This is a genomic window from Flavobacterium sp. FG19, from assembly GCF_057809475.1.
Map to the genome: position 1 here is coordinate 1 of NZ_JBMDKA010000004.1, position 24,217 is coordinate 24,217.

22 protein-coding genes are annotated in these 24,217 nt (G+C 36.2%); 9 read left to right on the forward strand and 13 right to left on the reverse strand.

What is annotated here, in order from left to right; genetic code table 11:
• The first annotated feature begins 201 nt into the window (after positions 1-201).
• Positions 202-1,071, forward strand: a complete 870-nt coding sequence (locus ACODST_RS05360; RefSeq protein WP_488931087.1) for an alpha/beta hydrolase — start codon at positions 202-204, stop codon at positions 1,069-1,071.
• Positions 1,072-1,163: 92 nt separating this feature from the next.
• Positions 1,164-1,670, forward strand: a complete 507-nt coding sequence (locus ACODST_RS05365; protein ID WP_488931088.1) for a hypothetical protein — start codon at positions 1,164-1,166, stop codon at positions 1,668-1,670.
• A gap of 49 nt (positions 1,671-1,719) precedes the next feature.
• On the opposite strand, the gene ACODST_RS05370 is transcribed toward ACODST_RS05365, so the two are convergent.
• The 3 genes from ACODST_RS05370 to ACODST_RS05380 all read right to left on the reverse strand — a co-directional run bounded on the left by ACODST_RS05370 (position 1,720) and on the right by ACODST_RS05380 (position 5,986).
• The gene (locus ACODST_RS05370) at positions 1,720-3,513 is read right to left on the reverse strand and encodes a T9SS type A sorting domain-containing protein (protein WP_488931089.1); all 1,794 of its coding nucleotides are present in this window, start codon (positions 3,511-3,513) and stop codon (positions 1,720-1,722) included.
• Between the two features lie 167 nt (positions 3,514-3,680).
• Positions 3,681-4,649 carry a TerC family protein gene (locus tag ACODST_RS05375; protein ID WP_488931090.1) on the reverse strand — a complete coding sequence of 323 codons (969 nt, stop codon included), beginning with the start codon at positions 4,647-4,649 and terminating at the stop codon, positions 3,681-3,683.
• Between the two features lie 320 nt (positions 4,650-4,969).
• Complete coding sequence (locus tag ACODST_RS05380; RefSeq protein ID WP_184164074.1) at positions 4,970-5,986, reverse strand: glutamine synthetase beta-grasp domain-containing protein; 1,017 nt, start codon at positions 5,984-5,986, stop codon at positions 4,970-4,972.
• Positions 5,987-6,414: 428 nt separating this feature from the next.
• Between ACODST_RS05380 and ACODST_RS05385 the strand changes: the two genes are divergently transcribed.
• The 4 genes from ACODST_RS05385 (at position 6,415) to ACODST_RS05400 (ending at position 11,193) form a co-directional block, all read left to right on the forward strand.
• Positions 6,415-8,604: a glutamine synthetase III family protein gene (locus ACODST_RS05385; RefSeq protein WP_488931091.1), complete on the forward strand. Its 2,190-nt coding sequence runs from the start codon at positions 6,415-6,417 to the stop codon at positions 8,602-8,604.
• A gap of 204 nt (positions 8,605-8,808) precedes the next feature.
• Positions 8,809-9,987: an AIR synthase related protein gene (locus ACODST_RS05390; RefSeq protein ID WP_488931092.1), complete on the forward strand. Its 1,179-nt coding sequence runs from the start codon at positions 8,809-8,811 to the stop codon at positions 9,985-9,987.
• Positions 9,988-10,106: 119 nt separating this feature from the next.
• Positions 10,107-10,463, forward strand: coding sequence for a hypothetical protein (locus tag ACODST_RS05395; protein WP_488931093.1), 357 nt, complete (start codon positions 10,107-10,109; stop codon positions 10,461-10,463).
• Between the two features lie 121 nt (positions 10,464-10,584).
• A complete protein-coding gene (locus ACODST_RS05400) occupies positions 10,585-11,193 on the forward strand; it encodes a GNAT family N-acetyltransferase (RefSeq protein ID WP_488931094.1) in 609 nt (202 codons plus the stop codon).
• 402 nt (positions 11,194-11,595) lie between these two features.
• Here the strand turns inward: ACODST_RS05400 and ACODST_RS05405 are convergent, their stop codons facing one another.
• Positions 11,596-12,219 carry a M949_RS01915 family surface polysaccharide biosynthesis protein gene (locus ACODST_RS05405; RefSeq protein WP_488931095.1) on the reverse strand — a complete coding sequence of 208 codons (624 nt, stop codon included), beginning with the start codon at positions 12,217-12,219 and terminating at the stop codon, positions 11,596-11,598.
• Between the two features lie 118 nt (positions 12,220-12,337).
• On the opposite strand from ACODST_RS05405, the gene ACODST_RS05410 reads away from it, so the two are divergent.
• The 3 genes from ACODST_RS05410 (at position 12,338) to ACODST_RS05420 (ending at position 15,619) form a co-directional block, all read left to right on the forward strand.
• The gene (locus tag ACODST_RS05410) at positions 12,338-14,671 is read left to right on the forward strand and encodes a GH92 family glycosyl hydrolase (RefSeq protein ID WP_488931096.1); all 2,334 of its coding nucleotides are present in this window, start codon (positions 12,338-12,340) and stop codon (positions 14,669-14,671) included.
• A gap of 13 nt (positions 14,672-14,684) precedes the next feature.
• Positions 14,685-15,050, forward strand: coding sequence for a hypothetical protein (locus tag ACODST_RS05415; RefSeq protein WP_488931097.1), 366 nt, complete (start codon positions 14,685-14,687; stop codon positions 15,048-15,050).
• Between the two features lie 125 nt (positions 15,051-15,175).
• On the forward strand, positions 15,176-15,619 hold the full coding sequence (locus ACODST_RS05420) for a hypothetical protein (RefSeq protein ID WP_488931098.1): 444 nt from the start codon (positions 15,176-15,178) through the stop codon (positions 15,617-15,619).
• Between the two features lie 75 nt (positions 15,620-15,694).
• Here the strand turns inward: ACODST_RS05420 and ACODST_RS05425 are convergent, their stop codons facing one another.
• From ACODST_RS05425 to gldI, 9 genes are all read right to left on the reverse strand, one after another.
• Complete coding sequence (locus tag ACODST_RS05425; protein WP_488931099.1) at positions 15,695-17,554, reverse strand: M61 family metallopeptidase; 1,860 nt, start codon at positions 17,552-17,554, stop codon at positions 15,695-15,697.
• A gap of 101 nt (positions 17,555-17,655) precedes the next feature.
• A complete protein-coding gene (locus ACODST_RS05430) occupies positions 17,656-17,934 on the reverse strand; it encodes a DUF2805 domain-containing protein (protein ID WP_488931100.1) in 279 nt (92 codons plus the stop codon).
• A 115-nt stretch (positions 17,935-18,049) separates the two neighbouring features.
• Entirely contained in the window at positions 18,050-18,886 is an 837-nt protein-coding gene (locus tag ACODST_RS05435; protein ID WP_488931101.1) for a sterol desaturase family protein, read from the reverse strand.
• Positions 18,887-19,002: 116 nt separating this feature from the next.
• A complete protein-coding gene (gene aqpZ / locus ACODST_RS05440; protein WP_488931102.1) occupies positions 19,003-19,710 on the reverse strand; it encodes an aquaporin Z in 708 nt (235 codons plus the stop codon).
• Positions 19,711-19,743: 33 nt separating this feature from the next.
• A complete protein-coding gene (locus tag ACODST_RS05445; RefSeq protein WP_488931103.1) occupies positions 19,744-20,100 on the reverse strand; it encodes a DoxX family protein in 357 nt (118 codons plus the stop codon).
• A gap of 87 nt (positions 20,101-20,187) precedes the next feature.
• Entirely contained in the window at positions 20,188-21,084 is an 897-nt protein-coding gene (locus ACODST_RS05450) for an EamA family transporter (protein WP_488931104.1), read from the reverse strand.
• A 211-nt stretch (positions 21,085-21,295) separates the two neighbouring features.
• Positions 21,296-22,426 carry a peptidylprolyl isomerase gene (locus tag ACODST_RS05455; RefSeq protein ID WP_488931105.1) on the reverse strand — a complete coding sequence of 377 codons (1,131 nt, stop codon included), beginning with the start codon at positions 22,424-22,426 and terminating at the stop codon, positions 21,296-21,298.
• Between the two features lie 46 nt (positions 22,427-22,472).
• On the reverse strand, positions 22,473-23,534 hold the full coding sequence (locus ACODST_RS05460) for a peptidylprolyl isomerase (protein WP_488931106.1): 1,062 nt from the start codon (positions 23,532-23,534) through the stop codon (positions 22,473-22,475).
• Between the two features lie 14 nt (positions 23,535-23,548).
• The gene (gene gldI / locus ACODST_RS05465; RefSeq protein ID WP_488931107.1) at positions 23,549-24,211 is read right to left on the reverse strand and encodes a gliding motility-associated peptidyl-prolyl isomerase GldI; all 663 of its coding nucleotides are present in this window, start codon (positions 24,209-24,211) and stop codon (positions 23,549-23,551) included.
• Positions 24,212-24,217 lie beyond the last annotated feature (6 nt).

Here is a 24,217-nt window from a genome sequence, read left to right on the forward strand (position 1 = left end):
ATTGGAGTAATTCGCGGCTATTTCTTTTTCATTCCAGCATATAAATCCTTTTAATTTGTGCACTCAGTGGCAGAAAACTATAATTTGTTATAATCTAATTTGAAGAATCCCGAAATCCTGATAGCTATTGAGAGTGCCTGATTTTTTTATTCGGAAAAAAGGTATATTTACATTCCTTTAATCGAAAAAAAACTATCAAAAATGAAAAACATCAAATTTTTAGTAATGGCCGTTTTTCTGTGTCTTTCGTCTCTGACATACGCAGCAAAAGTGGATACTTTACAAATTGCCAGCACCGCTATGAATAAAACCTACAAAGCGGCTGTGGTACTGCCCAATTCTTACGCAAAAAGCAAAACTGCTTTTCCGGTTATGTACCTTTTACATGGCGCATACGGACATTTTAGCGACTGGTTAAAAAATACACCCAATAAAAAATTAGTACAAAACTTATCCGATCAGTATAATTTAATTATTGTAATGCCTGAAGGGGAAACTTTCAGCTTTTATCTGGACAGTCCGGTAAACAAAGAAAGTCAGTTTGAGACTTTTATAACGCAGGAAGTAATTCAAAAAGTAGATAAAACCTATAAAACCATTGCCAATAAATCGGGCAGGGTGATTACCGGACTTTCCATGGGCGGACACGGAGCGCTTTATCTCTCGGCCAGACATCCCGATTTGTTTTGTGCGGCCGGAAGTATGAGTGGAGCCGTAGATATGGGAACGATGCTCAACAGAGAATCTTCGGCACAGGTGGTCAAACTGATGCAGCCGGTTTTTGGTGACCGAAGTGATAATTCAGAATTATACAACCAGCACGCTGTAATGGGAATGCTTGATAAAATAAAAGCCAACAAACTGCAGCTCGTGATTGACTGTGGAGTGGATGATTTTTTAATAGAACCCAACCGTGAACTGCACCGTCGACTGGTATACAATAAAGTAGAACACGATTATACCGAACGCCCGGGAGCGCATACCTGGGAATATTGGGAAAATTCTCTGCCGTATCATATATTGTTTTTTAGTAAAATTTTGTTTAAAAATCAGGTAGTTGCAAAAAAGTAAGTAAAAAAAATAGCGAATTTTAAGATTTAAGATTTTTTTTGGTTTGATTTTTGGAATACCTTTATAGTACAAACCTTAAAAAAAATAATATTATGAAAAAGATACTTACACTTTTCGCAATTGTTGGATTGGTAGCGTTTACAAGTTGTGAAGGACCAGAAGGGCCTCCAGGATTAGATGCTCCGATTCCTTATGTTTATGAGATAGATGCTAATTTCGTTGGTCCGAGTTTTGCTGTGACTAGTACGCCTTCAGGTATGTTATCTGGAGATAATATTTTAGTATATGAACTAGTTGGTACTGCTGGAGGGGATAGTTGGGCGTTATTACCTCAAATCTATTACTTCAACGATGGTTTAGAAACGGCTCAATATAAATACACTTTTTCAAAAAATAGAGTGACGGTTTTTATTGATGGTAGTTTAAGTGATTTTTCTCAGTTGCCAAGTAGTTTTAGGTTAGGGAAAGTATTTAGAATTGTTATACTTCCAGGTGATGATGGTATAAATGCTAAAAAAGCAAAGGCGGATTACTCAGATTATAATGCGGTTATAGCGAAATATAATATTGATGATAGCAATGTTAAAAAACTTAATTAAGTTAATATGAATAAAAAAGGAGATCATTAGATCTCCTTTTTTTTATGGATCAATTTATTTTGATAAATGTACTTCTAAATACTGCTCTGTTTTCAATATTAACAAAGTATGTGCCAGTTTTTAGTTGTGATACATCAATGCTTATTGAACTTGAATTAATTATGGAATAGTTGTAATATTTTGAATTTCCTGTTACATCGGTTATGCTTACTTTTGAATTTGAAATATCCATTGTGCTTTCGATGTTTAAAATTGAAGAAACTGGATTTGGATATATTGTTAGAGATAGTTTATCTGAATTGCTCTGTAAGAAGGTTTCATTACTATAGCTAGATAATTTTCCATAGATCCATTTTGAATTATAATATTGATAGTTAATTACTGCTATACGTCGATAGTTGTATGTTTTTTCAATAATTAAGCTTCCACGACTGTTTTTTACAAATAGAAGGGCGGGAGGTAGATAATCTCTAGATGTAGCACCAGAAATATTTGACCATTCTCCTATTGTTCTGTTTATGATTGGTTGGCTTTGCCATTGATAAGATACGTTATATGATAAATTTGTTCCATTAAATGTTTCGTCCTCGATTGTTGCATTTGATCCAATAATAGTTATGGGAGATTCAATTATTCCGGGAGAAGTAATTTTTAATGTTTGGTCACAGCATATTTCATTATTATTTCTAATCGCACGAAGTAATATCTTTAGTGTATTACTTGTTTTTTTTATGTTTTTGTAATATGCAATTCTTCTTAATAAAAAGTAGTTGTCTTTATTTGTTTTCATGTCAACAGGGCTAAAGTAATTTAAAGAAGGTTTGTTAGCTCCTTCAATGTTTTTCCAATTGCTTGTTCCTTCATTTGTATTAAGATATTCCCATTCATATTTTTCGATTTCAGCAAAAGTATCTCCTCTTTGTGGTGTATGAAAAGGGTCTTGAAGGATATTTAAGTTTACTGATGTTTCAGTTCTGCTCCCTGTAATTGATTTTGGATTAGTGTTTATAATTTCAACAAAACCTTCTGAGTTCGGTGTTGCTCCGTTAATTGATATCTCATTATTTATTATTGGCGATGGTACAACCGTAATATTTACAGTATTACTTTTATTAGGCTTGTTGGCAACTCCCGCGTAGCCTAAACTTCGGATAACGGTAAAGTTTTTTTGTTCAGTTATATAATCAAGGGTCAAAACTTTGTTGGCATTATCCAGATTTAAAATTTGAACAGACGGATTCCCGTTTACATCCCAGGAAGAACTTATTCCGTAGGATTGTCCCTGATAAGGATTTAAATATTGAGAACCGGTTATAGGAGCCGGTTTGTCTCCTAATCTTACGGTTTGGTTACAGCATAAGGTATTGGTTACTTTTGAAGGATCCGGTGCATCTGCCGGCGGGTTTACGCCTGCATTCATAGTCGGGCTTTTGGTAACCGCAATAGAGGCGCTTTTGTAAGCGGTACCACCACTGGTTTTGTATTCGGCATAAAGCTGTCCGCCTACTGTAGAAATGCTGTTCCAGGCAATTTCAATTACATAACCTTTTGAAGCTGTTTTGCCGCCGTTAAAAGAAAGCGGTGCGGTACTGCCGCCATTGGCAACAGTAGGATTCAGGTTGTTTACTACATAAATTGTCAGCGTACCGTTGTTGTCCGGAATCGTTGGCATATCAACTTTAACACTCAAAGAAACACTGGAGTTTGGGGTTCCGCCCAGATTAACAGAGCTGCCGTTAAATGCGGCACCATTAACGAGAGTAGGAGTAAGGGTAACTTTTTGCCCAAATGAAGTAAAGGCTAAAAGAAAAATAAAAACGGCGTAAAGGTAATTTTTTCTCATGATAAAATAATAATAGGTTTATAATGAGACAAACATACTATTTAAAATAAGACATTTCCTAATTTTAATTGTTAAAAGTAGGAATAGTATTGTTTTTTGCATATTGGAAGGAATAAAAAAAGGAATCATGACGATTCCCTTTTTTATGATAGTATATAGAAGATTACTTATTCTTCATTTAAATCCGTAAGTTCTTTTTCTTTTCCAAATTTAAGCGAAACCAAAATTCCAACTAAAAGCGAAAGGGCTATAAATCCTAAAGAAGCCCATTCCGGAACGTGAATAAAATCATGCAGTAACATTTTTAATCCCACAAAAGCTAAAATAGCTACTAAGCTGTATTCTAAATAACTAAATTTTGCCAGCATATTAGCCAGGAAGAAATACATAGAACGCAGTCCGAGAATCGCAAAAATATTAGAACTGAATACTAAAAACGGATCTTTGGTAATGGCCAGAATTGCCGGAACGCTGTCAACGGCAAACAAAACATCCATAACCTCAATCACAATTAAAGCTACAAATAACGGAGTTGCTGCTCTCTTAGCTGTTTTAGTTGAGATAAAAAATTTCTCTCCATCCATTTCTGAGGTAATCGGCATCACCTTTCCTAATGTTTTATAAACAAAAGAATCTTTCGGGTGAAAGTCTTCTTCTTCGCCCGAGAAAAGCATTTTTACAGCGGTAAAAATCAGGAAGATGCCAAACAGATAAGTGGTCCATGAGAATTTGTTAATCAGCATAACCCCGAAGAAAATCATTAATCCACGGAAAACAATGGCTCCCAGAATTCCCCAGAATAAAACGCGGTGCTGGTATTTTTGCGGAATTTTAAAAGAAGCAAAAATAATAGCAATTACAAAGATATTGTCTACACTTAACGAAAGTTCGATCAAATACCCCGTAATAAACTTCATGGAAGCTACGGCCGGTTTTAAACCATCAGGGTTTTCGATATAGTCTGTGGTATACAGCCAATAAATGACTCCTGAAAAAAGAAAAGATAAAGTTACCCAAATCAAAGTCCATTTACTGGCCTCTTTGGTACTAATGATGTGCGGTGTTTTGTTGAATACACCTAAATCTAAAGCAAGAATAAAAATTACGGCCAGCAAAAAGAGGGTCCAGACTATCATGATGATTTTTTTAAATGATGTACAAAGATAAGTTTTGAACTTTAAATTAAAAAGTAATTTTTGGTGAAGAAGGGAGGTGAGTTATGGGTTATGAGTTATGAGTTATGGGTTATGGGGTATTGGTTATTTGTTATTGGTTATTGGTTATGGGTTGTTGGTTATGGGTTGTTGGGAAGCTGCTGTTGTAAACCCGACAGGTTTTAAAAACCTGTCGGGTTTAGAATAAATCTCTGAGGTTTGAAAAAAAAAAATAAAAACAGGGCATAAAAAAAGTGCCATTGGTTAGAATGGCACTTTTAGAATATATTCTAAGCTTTGAATTATAGCGCTGAGTTAACAGTTTTGATAATTCTTGCGGCGATTTTGTAAGGGTCTCCGTTTGAAGCAGGTCTTCTGTCTTCTAACCAGCCTTTCCATCCTTTTTGAACAGTCATCAAAGGAATTCTGATAGAACATCCTCTGTCTGAAACTCCGTAAGAGAAATCGTGGATAGAAGCAGTTTCGTGCTTACCAGTTAAACGCTGGTCGTTGTAAGCTCCGTATACCGCGATGTGCTCAGCAGTAACAGGACGGAAAGCTTCACAGATTCTTTCGTAAGTTGCCTGATCTCCACATGTTCTTAATACAGTGTTAGAGAAGTTAGCGTGCATACCAGAACCATTCCAGTCAGTATCTCCTAGTGGTTTTGGGTGGTATTCAATATAGTAACCATATTTCTCAGTTAAACGGTCTAGTAAGTAACGTGCAACCCAGATTTCGTCTCCTGCTTTTTTAGCACCTTTAGCGAATAACTGGAATTCCCATTGTCCGCAGGCAACCTCCTGGTTGATACCTTCAAAGTTAATTCCGGCAGCGATACATAAATCAGCGTGCTCTTCAACTAATTTTCTACCGTGTGTGTTTTTTCCACCTACTGAACAGTAGTACATCCCTTGTGGAGCAGGGTAACCTCCAACTGGGAAACCAAGTGGAAGCTGTGTTTTTGTATCCATGATGAAATACTCTTGTTCGAAACCAAACCAGAAATCATCATTATCATCATCAATTGTGGCTCTTCCGTTAGAAGGGTGTGGTGTTCCGTCAGCATACATAACTTCAGACATTACTAACCATCCGTTGATACGTGTTGGATCCGGATAGATTGCAACAGGAACTAAAAGACAGTCAGAAGATCCGCCTTCAGCTTGTTTTGTTGACGAACCGTCAAATGACCAATTTCCAAGTTCTTCTAATGTTCCTTTGAAATTTTCGTGCTCTTCAACTTTAGTTTTACTTCTAAGATTTTGAGTTGGTTCGTATCCATCTAACCAAATGTACTCTAACTTAATTTTAGCCATAATAATATAAATTTATTTTTTTTGTTTTTTCGCTGGGTCAAATATAGATTTATTTTTTTAGTCCTAAAAATTAGGGGGCTATTTTGTTTTACGAAGTACTATTTTTTAGAGAAGCGCAATTTTGATAGGGGTATATTCTAAAATGAATAATTTTTAACGCCCGAAAAAAATAAATTCGTAAAAATAAAGTCAAGTTTTTGAATTTTTAGGTTAAGGAATTATGAAAAAATGTTTATTTAATGAAGAATACTGAGGTTTTTTGTTATATTTCTTTACAACGGGATCATTATTCTTTGAAAAAGGGCGCTTACGTTGAAAAATCCTTTTGTTAATTTCACTGTTTTTAGTTCTCAAAGGCCACATTATTTGTTTATATTTGCAGATCATTTTTTATATGAAAAATAACACGAATTTTTAAAATTATAAACATGTCAACATTACGTTTCCAGGCTTTGCAAGAAGCTTCTAACAGAAAACCGGTGCATTTTGAAGAAATTGGCCGAAAATCAAATCTTTTCGGATCAAATGTGTTTAACGAAAAAGCAATGAAGCAGTATTTAACTTCAGATGCTTTTAAAGGAGTGAGAGATGCGATTCAGCATGGAACTAAAATTGATAGAAAGCTGGCAGACTACATTGCCATGGGTATGAAAGAATGGGCTCTTGCCAAAGGAGTTACACATTATACGCACTGGTTTCAGCCTTTAACAGGAACTACAGCAGAAAAACACGATGCTTTTTTTGAAACTTCTTATGACGGAAGTGAATCTGTAGAGAAATTCGGAGGGGCACAATTAGTACAGCAGGAGCCGGACGCATCCAGTTTCCCGAACGGCGGTATCAGAAATACATTTGAAGCAAGAGGATATACTGCCTGGGATCCAACATCACCGGCCTTTATATATGGTACTACTTTATGTATACCAACTGTTTTTATTGCTTATACCGGAGAGGCCTTAGATAATAAAATACCTTTATTAAGAGCTTTATCGGCCATTGACGAAGCGGCAACAGAAGTATGCCGTTATTTTGATAAAAACGTAAAAAAGGTTACCGCGACTTTAGGATGGGAGCAGGAGTATTTTTTAATTGATAAAGCATTGGCCAATTCCCGCCCGGACTTAATGATGACGGGAAGAACTTTATTAGGACACACCTCTGCCAAAGGGCAGCAGTTAGACGATCACTATTTTGGATCGATCCCAACACGTGCCCTTACTTATATGAGAGATTTGGAGCAGGAATGTATGTTATTAGGAATTCCGGTAAAAACCCGTCATAACGAAGTGGCTCCAAATCAGTTCGAATTAGCTCCGATTTTTGAAGAAACAAACCTGGCTGTTGATCACAACTCTTTATTAATGGATGTGATGCAGAGAGTGGCAGAGCGTCATGATTTTAAAGTATTATTCCACGAAAAACCATTTAAAGGTGTAAACGGGTCCGGAAAACACAATAACTGGTCTTTGGCAACAGATACCGGAGTTAATTTATTAAGTCCGAGTAAAACGCCAATGAGCAATTTACAGTTTTTAACCTTCTTTATTAATACTATTAAAGCAGTTAACGATAACGAAACTTTGTTAAGAGCTTCTATCGCAACGGCAAGTAACGATCACAGGTTAGGAGCAAACGAAGCACCTCCGGCTATCATGTCCGTATTTATTGGGGCACAGTTAACAAAAGTATTATCAGAGTTAGAGAGCGTAACTACCGGAAAACTTTCACCGGAAGAAAAAACCGATTTAAAACTAAATGTAGTAGGTAAAATTCCGGATGTATTATTAGACAATACAGATCGTAACAGAACTTCGCCTTTTGCTTTTACAGGAAATAAATTTGAGTTTAGAGCAGTAGGATCCAATTCAAACTGTTCAAATGCCATGACTACTTTAAATGCTATTGTAGCCAAACAGTTAATCGACTTTAAAAACGAAGTAGAGAAATTGATTGATACCAAAGACATGAAAAAAGATGATGCCATCTTTAATGTGTTAAGAGAATACATCAAGCAGTCTAAAAAAATCCTTTTCGAAGGCGACGGTTACAGCGAGGCCTGGGAAAAAGAAGCCGCTAAAAGAGGTTTAAGCAATTTTAAAACAACTCCGGAAGCTATTAAAGCCAAAGTTTCTAAACAGGCTTTAGATTTATTTAGTGAATTGGGGATCTTTAATCATGTTGAGGCCGAAGCACGTTACGAAATTGAATTGGAAGAATACACTAAAAAAATCCAGATCGAAGGAAGAGTTTTAGGGGATATTTCCAGAAACCATGTAATTCCAACCGCTATTCGTTACCAAAATACCTTAATTGAAAATGTAAAAGGTTTAAAAGAAATTTTTGGTAAAGAATTTGAAACCATTGCCAGAGAGCAGATCGTGCTGATTAAAGAGATTTCTGGCCATATTGAAGGAATCAATTCAAAAGTACTGGCCATGACCAATGAAAGAAAAAAAGCCAATCAGCTTACAGATGCTCAAAAAATGGCTGAAGCCTATTGCAATAAAGTGAAACCTTATTTTGAAGATATTCGTAATCACTGTGATAAACTGGAACTTTTAGTTGATGACGAAAGCTGGACATTAACAAAATACAGAGAACTATTGTTTACAAAATAGTTTTTCGTCACGAATTACACGAATTTTCACAAATTCTATTTTTCAAAAATCATCCTTATTGGATGATTTTTGTTTTTTAAGAAAAAAAGATTCGTAAAAATTCGTGTAATTCGTGGCAAACTTTTTTTGAATCAAGCATGCGAATCATTCAAAGAATTAAAAAAAGGGATTATCTTTGCACCACATCAACACAAACTAATTTTCATGAGTTCAGATTCCAGTAAGAGATATGCACAAAGAGGTGTTTCGGCATCAAAAGAAGACGTACATAACGCTATAAAAAATATTGACAAAGGTTTATTTCCGCAGGCATTCTGTAAAATTGTTCCTGATTATTTAACTCAGGACGAGGAGCATTGTTTAATTATGCATGCTGACGGAGCGGGTACAAAATCATCTTTGGCTTATATGTACTGGAAAGAAACCGGAGATCTTTCGGTTTGGAAAGGCATTGCTCAGGATGCCCTGATCATGAATATTGACGATTTATTATGTGTGGGTGCAACCGATAATATTTTGCTTTCTTCGACTATTGGAAGAAATAAAAACTTAATTCCTGCCGAAGTAATTTCAGCTATCATTAACGGAACAGAAGAATTAATCAACGAATTAAAGTCTTTTGGGGTAACTATTCATTCTACAGGAGGTGAAACCGCCGATGTTGGGGATGTGGTTCGTACTATTATTGTAGATTCTACAGTAACAGCGCGTATGAAACGTGCTAATGTGGTTGATAATGCGAATATTCAGGCTGGCGATGTTATTGTAGGACTGGCTTCTTTCGGACAGGCCTCTTACGAAAAAGGATATAACGGGGGAATGGGAAGTAACGGATTAACTTCTGCCCGTCATGATGTTTTCGGTAAATATTTAGCTAAAAAATACCCGGAAAGTTATGATGCAGCCGTTCCTGAAGAATTAATTTATTCCGGTCAGGTAAGCTTAACAGATGAAGTAGAAAACAGCCCGATAAATGCAGGACAGCTGGTACTTTCACCAACCAGAACCTACGCACCGGTTATCAAGAAAATTTTAGACAAATACACTCCAAAAGAGATTCACGGAATGGTACACTGCAGCGGCGGCGCGCAGACCAAAATTTTGCATTTCGTAAAAGATTTGCACGTTATAAAAGACAATTTATTTCCGGTTCCGCCTTTGTTTAAATTAATCCAGGAACAGTCTAAAACTGACTGGAAAGAGATGTATCAGGTTTTTAACTGCGGCCACCGTATGGAATTATATGTTCCGGAAAGTATTGCACAGGATATTATCGAAATTTCAAAATCATTTAATATTGATGCCCAAATCGTAGGAAGGGTAGCAGCATCCGATTCTAAAAAGCTGACAATTACCAGCGAATACGGAACATTTGAATATTAATTTTTAAAGCTGCAAAGGAGCAAAGGTTCAAAGTTACAGAGGTTTTGAATTTTTTGAAATAATTACTATATTTAGAGATGCGCAATTGTGCATCTCTACGTTTTTTAACCCCATTTTTTATGTACGAATTACTTTTTTGGAGATATCTGGATGAAATTTACCTGAACAATCAGGAAGTTTACGAAGCCCTTATTGAAAAAGAAACGGTAGAAGGACTTGCTGTTCTTCCGGTGGAAGTAATTATAAACCGAATTAACTCCGTATTTTCAAAATGGGAACGTGTAGATGAAAACAGTTGGAAGAATAATAACGGACGAGGAGCATTTCAGGTAATTACAACGTCTCAGAGTGTAAAAATCGACTGTTATGGTACGGAGGGAAAAACCATGAACCAGTTAGTAGAGGTGATGGAAGAATTCAAATGTCCGCTGTACGATCCGCAGGTTCCGGAGCGTTATGATGAAATGAGCGAATAAATAAAGTATAGTCCCGCAGGGGCTATTTTTTTTTGAGGATAACTTTTATAGTCAAAATAAAGCTTTCAATACATTATTTAATTTCTGTACTTATTTATAATCGAAAAATCAAAAGCAAAATATGGATAAAAAAGTAAATTTTAGTTTTACGGACAGTATTATTTTAGAAGATGATTTCGTTGTATTGCGGCCGCTTCACGAATATGATGTAGAGAATCTGCTGGAAATCTCAATGAATGAACCCGACACCTGGAAATTTTCATTAGTTGGTGCTGAAGGAAAAGAAAACCTGGTTCATTATATCCGGCTGGCCTTAAAAGCAAAAGCAGATCAAAAAGAATATCCTTTTATTGTATTTGATAAAAAATCCGGGAAATATGCAGGATCAACCCGTTTTTATGATATCAATCTTGATTTTAAAACCCTGCAGTTAGGATATACCTGGTACGGTTCTGCTTTCAGAGGAACAGGTTTAAACAAACATTGTAAATTTTTACTGCTTCAATTTGCTTTTGAAACCCTTGGAATGGAAAGAGTAGAATTTCGGGCCGATAACAACAACGAACGAAGTATTGCCGCCATGAAAAGCATCGGCTGTAAAGTAGAAGGCGTTTTAAGAAGTAATATGCCCACACGAAACAGCGATGTTCGTCGCGATTCTATTGTTTTAAGTATTTTGAAAAAGGAATGGTTTGATGAGGTAAAAGAAAATTTAAAGAAAAAGCTTTAAATAAGACAGTTAGGTTCGTTTAATATTTTAGCACCAGATTTCAACGGTTTAAACGAAATACCAATCAAAAAGAACCATAGGTTCGATCCATTTTGCGGAACTATATGATCCGTTCCTACGGAACTCTTGATATATGACGTAATTTGTTCAACGGATTAATCCCGAAGCTTCGGGACGTTGCTGCAATAGAGATGTTCCTACGGAACTTTATAATATGACCAATAATATTTTAATGAATTGAAATACGTTTCTATGATATAGATTGTTCTTAACGGAATATCTTTATGGAATTTTACCATCCGGAATCAAAAAAACATTTTAATTATGTATACTGAAATTTAGAATTTGGTATTTAGAATTTGGTATTTGGAATTTGGTATTTGGAATTTGGTATTTCTAATATTATCCATCCTTCAAAATCAAATTTTGTTCTTTTCTCATTCTCACGACCAGTTGATCAATATAGGTTTTAATTTTCTGGGGAAGCGTGTTCCAATTTGCCTCTTTTTTAAAACTTCTGCAGTAATCTAAATCACATTCTACAGCACGGATTACGTATTTTTTCTGCTTATAGACTGTAATGATTTTAACCCTTCTTATTTCACCATATTCCGTTCGGGTTCCGTACACAATTACGGGGTCGATAAAGCCGTCTCCATCAAGGTCTTTTGTGCTGCAGTATTTGGTCCAGAACCAAATATTGGTTTCTTTAGGAGTGTAGTCTTCCAGTAAATCATTAATTTTCCATTTTTCGAGAAAACCGCCGTGATCGTTCAGCACACAGACTGCCTGAATTTTGGTGTTTAACGTGTCTTTTTCTGAGATTATCTTTTGATTTTCGGCTAAAACCAAATTGTAAACACCACCTTTATCCTGGTATTCAAATGCCCTGTAAACAGGAAAAAGGGCTGCTTTGTCCAATTCTCTCTGTACGATTTGTTTCCGGGTTAAGGTATAACTTTCTGTTTTTTGAGAAAAAGCGATATGATAAGAGAACAGAATCGGGAACAGAAGATATTTTTTCATTTTGACCGTTATTTTTAGAGACTCAAAGATATTCAAATGGAAATTAGTTTAAAATTTAAATTTTTTAGAAGGGGATTTTATTGTAATTTTCTAAACTTTAAAAACATAATAAAACCACATGAAAATCCTGCTAAAATCTCATTTTCGTTTTATAACCGGTATTTTACTGTTTGCTTTTGCGATACCTGTAAGTGCCCAGAAAAAAAGCGATAATCTTAAAAATTTAATTCCCTATGCAGATCCTATGATTGGAACAGCCAGAATGGGACATACGTATCCGGGGGCAACTGTTCCTTTTGGCAGTGTGCAGTTAAGTCCGGAAACCGATACAATTGCTTATAGCTTAAACGGAAAATACAATGGGGAAGTTTATAAATACTGTGCCGGATACCAATATGAAGATAAAACGATTGTAGGTTTCAGCCACACGCATTTTAGCGGAACAGGACATTCTGATTTAGGAGATTTTCTAATCATGCCGACAACCGGAAAATTACAATTAAATCCCGGTGTGGCTTCAAAACCTTTATCAGGTTACAGATCGGCATTTTCACATGCAGCAGAAAAAGCAGAGCCAGCCTATTACAGTGTCTTTCTGGAAGACCATAAAATCAAAGCAGAATTGACGGCAACAACCCGTGTGGGAATGCATCAATACACCTTTCCTAAATCTGATGAAGCACATATTATTCTGGATTTAACTTCCGGAATTTACAATTACGACAAAAAGAATGTCTGGACTTTTGTACGTGTAGAAAATGATACTTTGATTACAGGATACCGCCAGACTAATGGATGGGCGAGAACTCGTACGGTTTATTTTGCCATGTCTTTTAGTAAACCAATTAAAAGCTACGGACAGGCAGCGCAGGAAAAAAGTGTTTACAGAGGTTTTTGGGGCAGGTTTGACCAGACCAAAAATTTTCCGGAAATGGCGGGGCAGAATCTCAAATTGTTTTTTGATTTTGATACCAGTGAAGGAGAAAAAATCAAGATCAAAATGGCTTTATCTCCTGTAAGTTCAGCCGGAGCTTTAGAGAATATGAAAAAAGAAACCCCGGATTGGGATTTCGAAAAAGTAAAAAAACAAAGTCAGGAAATATGGAACAAAGAATTGAATAAAATTCAGATTGAAACCCTTCACAAAGAAGATCTGGTTAATTTCTATACTGCGATGTATCATGCGTTTCTCGGGCCAACAGAGTATATGGATTTAGACCGAAATTATAAAGGTCTGGACATGAATGTTCATAAAGCAGAAAACTTTACGAATTATACCAGTTATTCGCTTTGGGATACCTATCGTGCTTTACATCCATTCTTTAATATTGTTCAGCCTAAACGAAATGGCGATATGGTCAGTTCGATGCTGGCGCATTCTGATCAGAGCGTTCATAAAATGCTGCCGGTATGGTCGCATTATGCCAATGAAAACTGGTGTATGATTGGATATCATTCTGTTTCTGTTGTGGCAGATGCCATTGTAAAAGGCAATATTAGTTTTGATGCAGAAAAAGCACTTCAGGCTTGTGTAAATACAGCACGGGTTCCTTACTATGACGGACTGGAATATTATATGAAACAAGGGTATGTTCCGGAAGATAAAAACGGATCTTCGGTTTCTAAAACTTTAGAATATGCTTACGATGACTGGGCCATTGCGCAGGCAGCAAAAAAACTGGGAAAGACAGATATTTATAATGAATTCAGTAAAAGATCTGAAAACTATAAAAACGTTTACGACGAAAAAACAGGTTTTATGCGTCCGAAATTAGCCGACGGAACTTTCAAAAAAGAATTTGATCCGCTGGACACGCACGGACAGGGATTTATTGAAGGAAATTCCTGGAATTACAGTTTGTATGTACCGCATAATCCGGCAGAAATGATTAAAATGATGGGAGGAAATGATCAGTTTAAAGTTCGTCTGGATTCGTTATTCAATATGCACCTGCCGGATAAATATTTTGAAAATACAGAAGATATTACCAGAGACGGAATTATTGGAAATTATGTTCACGGAAACGAACCTTCGCATCATGTAGTGTACTTGTACAATTGGACCGATTCTCCATGGAAAGCGCAGGATAAAATCAGAATGATTCTGAAAAAGATGTACCGAAACGGAGCAGATGGTTTAGGCGGAAACGATGATTTTGGACAAATGAGTGCCTGGTATATTTTCAGCAGTTTAGGTTTTTATCCGGTTGCGCCGGGGTCTGACGAATATGCTTTAGGAAGTCCGTTAGTAAAAAAAGGAATTTTTAATTTAGAAAACGGAAAGACTTTCGAAGTAGAAACAGTAAATCAGTCTGATAAAAATGTATTTGTAAGCAAAGTTCTGCTGAATGGAAAACCAGTAGAAAAGCCATTTTTAAAACACGCTGATGTGATGAATGGCGGAAAGATTACGTTTTATATGAGCAATAAGCCAAACAAAAAGGGATATTAGTTATTATTTTAAAATGAAGGAAGTAACCATTGAAAGCGTGGGGTTCCGTATGGATGGAGGAACTTTAGTTTTAAAAATAAAAGAGTCTGAATCCGTTTTGTCTGATGTTGAATTTGTACAAAAAGTCATTTTAGAACAAGGAAAAAGGCCGGTAGAAAACTGGCCGGTTCCGGGCAGTCTCAGACTGAATGGTAAAGAGGTTGAAATTCGGTCACCATTAGAAAAGCAGCTTCTTTTGGCAATTAAAACTGCTGAATTTGGGGCAGGGATTGCTGTAAAAGAAAGAGATTCTATTAAAAAAACAATATTAGAAGCAGTAGATTTTGTTGGATCCGAAGAGTATATAATCCTTGCAAAACAACTGGGACGTATGAGGTAAAACCAATATATAATTTCAGGAAACTGTTTAAAGCTGTTAGATTTTAAGAATATTAATTCGTGAATTCGTGGCAGAATAACAAAAAAACTTTACGAAATTTGCATCTTAAACAAAGATGATTCAATATGAAAATAAACTTAAAATCAGGAATTGATAAACTGCTTTTCGGAATGAAGCAGAATGATGTAACAGCAGCTTTAGGAAAACCTGATAAAAACTATAAAGACGAAGATGACAACGTAATTTTTGTGTACAATGCACTCAAAGCACGATTGACTTTTTATCAGGAAGAAGATTTTAGATTAGGTTATATCGTAGCTTCAGGTAATAATCTGGAAGTTTTCGGATTTCAGTTAATCGGAAGAAAAATTGCTGATGTGAAGAAAGATTTTGCGGCAAAAGGAATTACAAAATACAATCAGGAAACTTTTGATACTTTCGAAAACTACTTCAACGAAGACAACTGGTTTATTCTTCAAACGGAATTTGATGAGGTTGTAAAATTCGAAATAGGAGCCATCATCAATAATAAAGATGAGTTTGACTGGAAGTTTCCGGTGAAGAAATAATTACAATTCTGTAAGCAGCAAACATAAAAAAACCGACAATCACTTGTCGGTTTTCTTTTTTTATATGTACGTTGATTATCCTTTTAACCAGGCATTTTTAAGCTGGTCTTTAGAAGCGTCGGTCGCTTTAAAAGTTTCAGATTCTTCGTATGGTAATTTTACGGTTCCTTTAATGGTTTCTTCTTTACCGCCTTTTTTTACTTTTAAAGTAATAGGATCGTTATCTTTCCAGTTTTCACTTTCGGTAACCAAATCATAGATATTGTCCAGATTGTAAGATTTGTTGTTAACGGCTAAAATTTTATCCCCGCCTTTTAAGTTTAGGTTTTTAAAAAATTCGTTTGATTCGGCATCAGGACGTACTGCAATTTCTTTGGTAGCTTTATCGATAGTGATGTACGGAACCTGTCCTTTAAGGAAAGGGTTTCCTGCTTTTTTCTCTGATGCTTTTGTAACCCCCACTTTTGCCAGATAGAAATCGTAAGGAATTGGTGTTGTTCCGGCTACATATTTATTCAGGAATTCACCCACTTCAGGATACGTTAATGAGGTTATTTTGGCGAATAATTCATCATCGTTAAACGGTTTCTCAACACCGTATTCGTTTGATAATTTATGCATTAAATCCAGAATTCCTCTTTCTCCGTTGCTTTTCTCTCTGATGATAATGTCAATACACATTCCGATTAAAGCTCCTTTTTGGTATACGTTTAAATACTGGTCTTTGTATGGCTGTTCTAATACATTTTTACTCATTACGGTAAAAGACATGGTATCATTCAGACCTTTTGCCTGCTCAATTTTATCAGCAATACGTGTATAAAATTCTGCTTCATCAATTAATCCCTGATTGATTTGGAAAAGATTGGCAAAATATTCGGTCACTCCTTCATACATCCATAAATGTTCAGACATTTTTGGTGCATTATAATCAAAATACTGGATTTCTTTAGAATGAATGGTTAAAGGGGTTACAATATGGAAAAACTCGTGCGAAACAACATCTTTCATTGATTCTACCAGTTTTTCTTTTGGCATAGATTCAGGAAGAACAACCGTGGTCGCTGTTGGATGTTCCAAAGCTCCAAATCCGTGTGCATCGTCTTTCGCCATACTCGATAAGTACAACAATACCGTATACTTTTTAGTAGCATTTACTTTTCCTAAAAAGTTTTTCTGAGCGGTCATCATCGTTTTCATTTCCGGAGTAATGCTTTCTGCTGTAAATTTTCCCGTTGGAGAATATACAGCAATTAAAATATCCATTCCGTTTACATTAAAAGTAGTGTAATCCGGTTTAGAATACATAATTGGGTTTTCAACCAAAATGGCGTAACGGGAAGTGGTGAAAACATCGCTGGTTTTGCTCGCATCCTGATCGGTCATAGAAGTGGCGCCCCAAAGTGTTTCCGGATGTGTAATGGTAACTTTGTACGGAGTTTCCAGTTTGTCCTGAAAGTATCCTACAAAACCATGGGTATTTACCATGAAATTTTCTCCCGCTTTGATGTTAGTTCCCGCCGGAGAGAAAACATCATCATTACCAAAGCCGGTACCTTTTTCAGTATCAAAAGTATCATTAACTAAATAAGTGATTTTTTTTAATGTTTTGGCATTTGAAATCGACCATGAATTATCGTCAAGTCTTTTTACTGTCAAAGCATTTCCTTTAGCGTCAAACGCTTTAAAATCTTCTGAATATTTTCCGTAATTATCAGTAGAATAGGTTCCCGGAACCGTTTTTGGAATACTGTAGATCATTTCATCTGTTTTAATCTGCGGAGGCGTAACGGTTACAAGTACTTTATCGTCTTTAACATCAATCAGATTGATGTTTACATCTACGACATTGTTTTTTCCTGAAACAGAAGAACTCCCCGTTTTACAGCTCCAAAGGGTAACTGCAAGCGCTAAGGTGTAAAGTATTTTTTTCATTTGTCTGTGTTTAGTTATGTGTATTTGACTTAAAAAGTACAAAAAAGTTACAAAAAGTTAAAAATATAAAAAAAAACTCCTGAAAAACAGGAGTCTTGATCTTAGTCTAGCTTATTCTTTATATAATATTTCCCATCCAGGTCTTCGTCAAAATCGTCAATTTTAATTGGTTTGGGTTTTGGTTTATTTGCAATAGCCTTCTTTTTCCACATTTCAAATTTTTCAAGAGGCATTTTCTTCTTCATGATTTCAATCACTTCTTTTTCTGCCAATCCAAATTCTTTTTTTATAATTTCAAATGGATTTCTTTCTTCTAAGGCTAACGAAACAAGTCTTTCCGTTTGTTCCCAGTTTAACTCTTTGCGGTTACTCTTTTTCATCTCGTGAAAATTAATTCAAAATAGAGGGTTAATGATTAATAATAGATTGATTTTCATTTTGTATATCAATATTAATAAAAAAAATAATTACTTGGTTCGCTGCAGTATGTTTTTTTTACTGTTTTTTGGTGTTTTTTGCGGATCTTGATTTTTGAAACGGAATTTGCAGCAGATTTTTTAACTGATTGTTTTCTTCCGGTAACATATGGGTATCAACGCCATAAATCAGTTCTTTTTTGGGCAGAGTAGTAAAGGTTCCGAATAAACGGTCCCATACCGAAAATATGTTTCCGTAATTACTGTCGGTATAAGGCAGAACATAATGATGATGGACTTTATGCATATTAGGAGATACTATAAAATAGCTTAAGAAAACATCTGTTTTATCAGGCAGGGAAATATTGGCATGATTGAACTGAGAAGCAACTACTGACAGAGACTGGTACAGAAAAACCATCCACATCGGACTTCCTACAGCCAGCACCCCCAGAGTTGTAAAAGCAAAACGAATGACACTTTCGCCGGGATGATGCCGGTTTGCCGTCGTGGTATCAATCCAGGTATCGGTATGATGAATAAGATGAAAACGCCAAAGGAACTTTACTTTATGTTCAATTAAGTGCACTAAATAAGCTCCGATTAAATCCAGTAAAAGAAGTCCAATAATGGTATAAAGCCATATGGGCATCTGCGGCAGCCACTGCAGGATTCCAAATTGATTATCGGTTGTCCATGCGGCTGTTTTTATGAGAATAAAGGCCAGAATAAAATTGACAATGATCGTGGTAATTGTAAAGAAAATATTAATTCCGGCATGGTGCCATTTCCTGTACTGCATCTTAAAAAGAGGAAAAGTATTTTCGATCAGCCAGAAGAGCGTAATACCGCCAACTAAAATTAGACTCCGGTGCGAGGACGGAATGGTACTGAAGTAAAAAATAATTTCGTTCATAATCCTGAGTATTTGAAGTGAAATGGTTTTTCGGTTTTTATTGTAATCAAAAAAAAGAGAAAACCTTATATAAATATATCTGATTTTCTCTTTGTATTTTAAATTTATAGATTTTGTTACACTTCTGCGTGATTTTGCAATAACGATTTATAAACAAATCCTGCCGCAACAGCCCCTAAAACAGGAGCAGCCCAAAACAGCCAAACCTGAGAAAGTGGTTCTCCTCCGGCAAAAATGGCCTGTGATAATGATTTTGCAGGGTTTACAGAGGTATTGGTGATAGGAATACTGATTAAATGTATCAGGGTTAGTCCTAATCCAATTACAATCCCGCAAAAACTGGTGTTAGCAAATTTATCTGTGGCGCCTAAAATGATTAATAAGAAAAAGAAGGTAAGCACAAATTCGGCTGTAAAGGCTGCCTGCAGTGAATAACCATCGGGTGAGAAGGCTCCGAAACCATTAGAAGCAAAAGCCCCGGCCTTTGTATTGTCGATGACAAATCCGGCTTTTCCGGATGCAATAGTATATAAAGTTCCGGCAGCGGCAATGGCACCAATACATTGCGAAATGATATAAGGGATAAGTTCTTTTGCCGAAAATCTTCCGCCGGCCCATAAACCAAAAGAAACTGCAGGATTAAAATGTCCGCCTGAAATATGTCCTACAGCATATGCCATTGTCAGGACTGTCAAACCAAATGCTAAGGCAACTCCTGCAAAACCAATCCCTAATTCGGGATAACCGGCAGCAAAAATGGCGCTTCCACAACCACCAAAAACCAGCCAGTAAGTTCCAAAGAACTCTGCAAACAATTTTTTCATAATACAATAATTTTAGATTAATAGATTTGATTGTTAAAGGGTATACTGGAATGCCCAGTACAGTAAAACTAATTGTAAGGGCAAACGTACAAATAAAATCCATTTAGATAAACCAAAACCTGCTTTTTTATTTTGATACATATAAACATTGGCAGGAAATATGGCAATTAACAAAAAAATGATCCCCCAGGCAGCAAAATGGGTTGTAGAAGAAAATAAAAGCAAAACTCCCAGAAGTATTTCGGCAGCTCCGCTTATGATATTTATGGCTTTTGGTTTTTTAAAAAAAGGAGGAATGATGCGGATATACATTTTCGGATTACGAAAATGATTGAACCCGGCAAGAATATACAGTATTGCCATTACATATAAATGCCAGGGTAAGTTCATGATAATTAATTATTTATCACGAAATTATAAAAAAAATAACATTTATTGTATTTACAAGAGATGTTTTTTAGGGAATGACAGAATGACTTAAACTCTGCGCTTAAAATTAACGTTCATAATGATGATGGCGAGAATAATCAGCACGATACCAATCCATTGCGAAAGAATTACTTTTTCGTCCAGCAGTACAAAAGCCATTGTTACAGAAACAGGAAGTTCGAGAGCAGAAACAATACTTCCTAATCCAATTCCGGTTAACGGAAAACCTAAATTCATCAGAATTGGAGGAATGATAGTACCAAATAGTGATAAAACAATTCCCCATTTCAGGAAAATAGCCATATTGAAAGGGGTAACCTGTGTAAAGAAACCAAAAGTAAATACAATTACAGCACCGCCAAGCAGCATATACAAACTTCTCTGTGCCGGAGAAATTTCAGTTGCTACACTATTAGCTGTAAACATAGTAGTGGTAAAAGAGGCAGCAGCCAGAACTCCCCATACCATACCTCTCCAGTCGAGCGTAATGGTATTTTTAAGAAGATTAGTAGCCAGGACGGTTCCAAAAAGAACGATAAAAACTGCTATTACTTTTTGTCTCGAAGGTAATTTTTTTTCAAGAATCATTTCGAGTAAGACCCCCATCCAGACTGTCTGCATCAACAAAACGATACCAATAGATACCGGAATAAATTTGACAGCCAGATAATAAAACAAACTGGTCATTCCTAAGGAAGTTCCGGCCAGCATTAGACTGAAAATGTTCTTAGGAGTAGCTTTGGCAACTTTCTCCTTATTTTTTAGTTTTTGAAAGGCATTTATAATCAAAACACCAATTATTCCAAGTAAAAACTGTGAGGTGGTTACTTCGGCAGTAGTATAGCCTTCTGAATAAGCCATTTTTACAAAAGTGGCTAACATTCCGTAAGTTGTGGCACCTAAGGCAACTAAAAATACGCCTTTTAATACGTTGTTTTGTGACATTTTGATGGTTTGTTTTTAAAAATTCAAGCTGGCAAAGGTAAGCTATTTTGTTTGGGAATTAATAGAAAATATACGCAAACGTTATCATTGTGTTTGTTTGTGCGGCAGTATTGAAGTGAAATTTGATGATTTAGCAGAATAGGTAAAATGAAGAAGCCGTTAGAATTAAACTCCAACGGCTTCTTTATAATGAAAAATAAAATTTCAATATTTATTTAACAGGCTGGTTTTGATAGGTTTCGATTTCAAAAATCAAATTCGTATTGGGCGGAATAACACCTCCTGCGCCTCTTTCTCCGTAAGCCAGGTTAGCAGGCAGGAAGAAAACAGCTTTTTCCCCGTCAGTCATCATGTCCAAAGCTTCAATAAAGCCAGGGATCATACCGTCTTTTTTACCTACCGTAAACGGAAATGCTTTATAACCTCCCTGAGCCTCTCTGTTAGCATCGTATTTTCCGTATGCTTTTGCCACTTCAGGAATACTGCTGTCAAAAAGAGTTCCGTCTTCAAAATAACCGGCATAGTGAAAATAAATCGTAGATCCTTCAGCACCTTTAACACCTGTTCCTTTTTGTGTAATAAAATATTTAAGGTTTGAAGCAGTTGCAGACGCTTTAGCTTTTGCATCGGCAAAATAAGCCGCTTTTGCGCCTGTTACTTTTTTAGCTTCTTCTTTTTTGGCTTCTTCTTTTTTAGCATCTTCACTTAACACTTTTAAAGCGTCAAATTTTTTGGCTGCAGCTCCTTTACGGGTGATTGTAATTTTAGTCATAACATCATTCTGAACAATTTTATTTACATTGTCCATTCCTGAAATCACATGTCCGAAAATAGTATGTTTTCCGTTTAGCCAAGGCGTGTCTTTATGAGTAATGAAAAACTGGCTGCCGTTTGTGGCAGGACCTGAATTAGCCATCGCTAAAACACCGCCTTTTTCAAATTTTAAATCATCTGCGAATTCATCTTTAAATGAAAAACCAGGGCCTCCTGTACCGTTTCCTTCAGGATCACCTCCCTGAATCATAAAATCATTGATCACCCTGTGGAATTTCAGGCCGTTATAAAATGGCTTTCCTTTTAGGGATGCTTTTACATTAGGATTGGTACCTTCTGCTAAAGTAATAAAGTTAGCTACTGTAACAGGAGCTTTTACATATTCCAGCGAAAGGACAATATCTCCCTTTGTTGTAGAAATTGTGGCAAAAATACCTTCGGCTGTATTTGCGGCAGCTGCAGTAGTTTTTGCAGCAGCAGGTTTGGGTTTTACGGGAGAAGGTTTTTTGGCTTGTGCCTGAATATTTAAGGCAGTAAGACAGAATAAAAACAGAAGTTTAAATTTCATTGTATTTAGAATTTAAGTCTATAAAAATAACTATATCTCTGTGTAATTATGGTTTTTCGAGTAACTGAACTTCAAAAATGATGTTGGCATTTGGCGGAATAACGCCGCCTGCTCCGGTTGCTCCATAAGCTAAGTGTGACGGAATAAAAAGAACAGCTTTGTCTCCAAAAGAAAGTTTTTCGATCCCTTCAATAAATCCCGGAATTAAACCTTTTTTGGCTCCGGCCTGAAACGGAATCGGCTGGTATCCGTTTTGAGCAGCTCTGGCAGCATCAAATTTTCCAAAAGTTTTATTTACTTCTTCAATACTGGAATCAAATAAGGTTCCGTCTTCTAAAAATCCGGCATAGTGAATGTAAACCTGTGTTCCGTCAGCTGGTTTTTTTCCGTTTGCTTTTTCCGTAATAACATATTCTAAACCAGTTGAAGTTTTGATTGCTTTCGGTTTTATAGAAGCCAGATACTCCACTTTATCTTTTGGAGCTTTTGCATATTTGCTGTTTTCAGCAAAGTAGTCACGAAGTACTTTCATAGCATCAAACTTTTTTGCGGCTTCACCATTTCTGATAATGGTTACCGAAACAATCGTATCTCCCTGTACTACCTTGTTTACTACTTCCTGTCCTTTGTCAACAACATGCCCGAAGATGGTATGTTTGTTGTCCAGCCATGGAGTTTCAACATGAGTAATAAAAAACTGGCTGCTGTTGGTTCCCGGACCATTATTGGCCATCGCCAGAACGCCTGCTTTGTCAAATTTCAAATCAGAGAATTCGTCTTTGAATTTATATCCTGCATCTCCCGAACCGGTTCCTTCCGGATCTCCTGACTGGATCATAAAGTTTTCAATTACCCTGTGAAATTTTAATCCGTCATAAAAATGTTTCTTTTTTAAGTAATCTTTGGTTACATATTCGTTTTTACCTTCTGCCAGTGTTACAAAATTTGCTACTGTTACAGGTGCTTTTTTATAGTCTAGTTCAACGATAATATGCCCTTTGTTGGTTTCGATGTCAGCATACAAACCGTCCGGTAAATTACTGTGGCTGTCTTTGCAGGAATAAAATGAGCTTACGGCTAATAGTAATAATACAATACTCTTTTTCATTTCTAAGATGTTTTTTATGGGTTTAATGTGTCTTTTTTAGTCTGGGCAGCAGGTTTGGATACAGCAGGCTTTACAGCGGCCGGTTTTGCTCCCTGTGCTGCAGGGGCAGGAGCTGTCGTGGTTTGTGCCGGATCCGGAACAAAGTTTCGCAGGGTAACGGTACAGATCAGGGACTGATTAGGGCCAATTTTTTTATTGTCTCCGTGGTATCCGTATCCCATATGAGAAGGGAAAAGAAAAGTAACCGTTTCATTCTTTTTCATGTATTTGATTCCGTCACGCAATCCCATCATGATGTCTTGTTTGTCAACATAATACGTCTGCGGTCCCAGATCAGCTTCTGAATAAATGATTTTTCCCGAAATGTCTTTTACCTCTAAATTAAAGTAAGCAATGTCTCCTTTTCTGGGAGCGGCTGTTTCTGTACTGCTTTTTTCATCGTAGCAAAACCAATATCCCTTTTTAGTGGCATAATATTTTACTTTTGGATTGTTTTTAATGATTTTTTTTATGACATCTTCTTCACTTGCAACCAGTTTTTTATTCCGGTCTGCTGATTTTTTCATAAACGAACCCGAAGCTCTCGAAATTGGTCTTCGTGCTTCTTCGTGCTGTTTACAGCCAGCCAGCAAAACGGCAAGGAGCAGTGTATAAATGCTAAGTTTTAAGTAGCTCATGTTGGG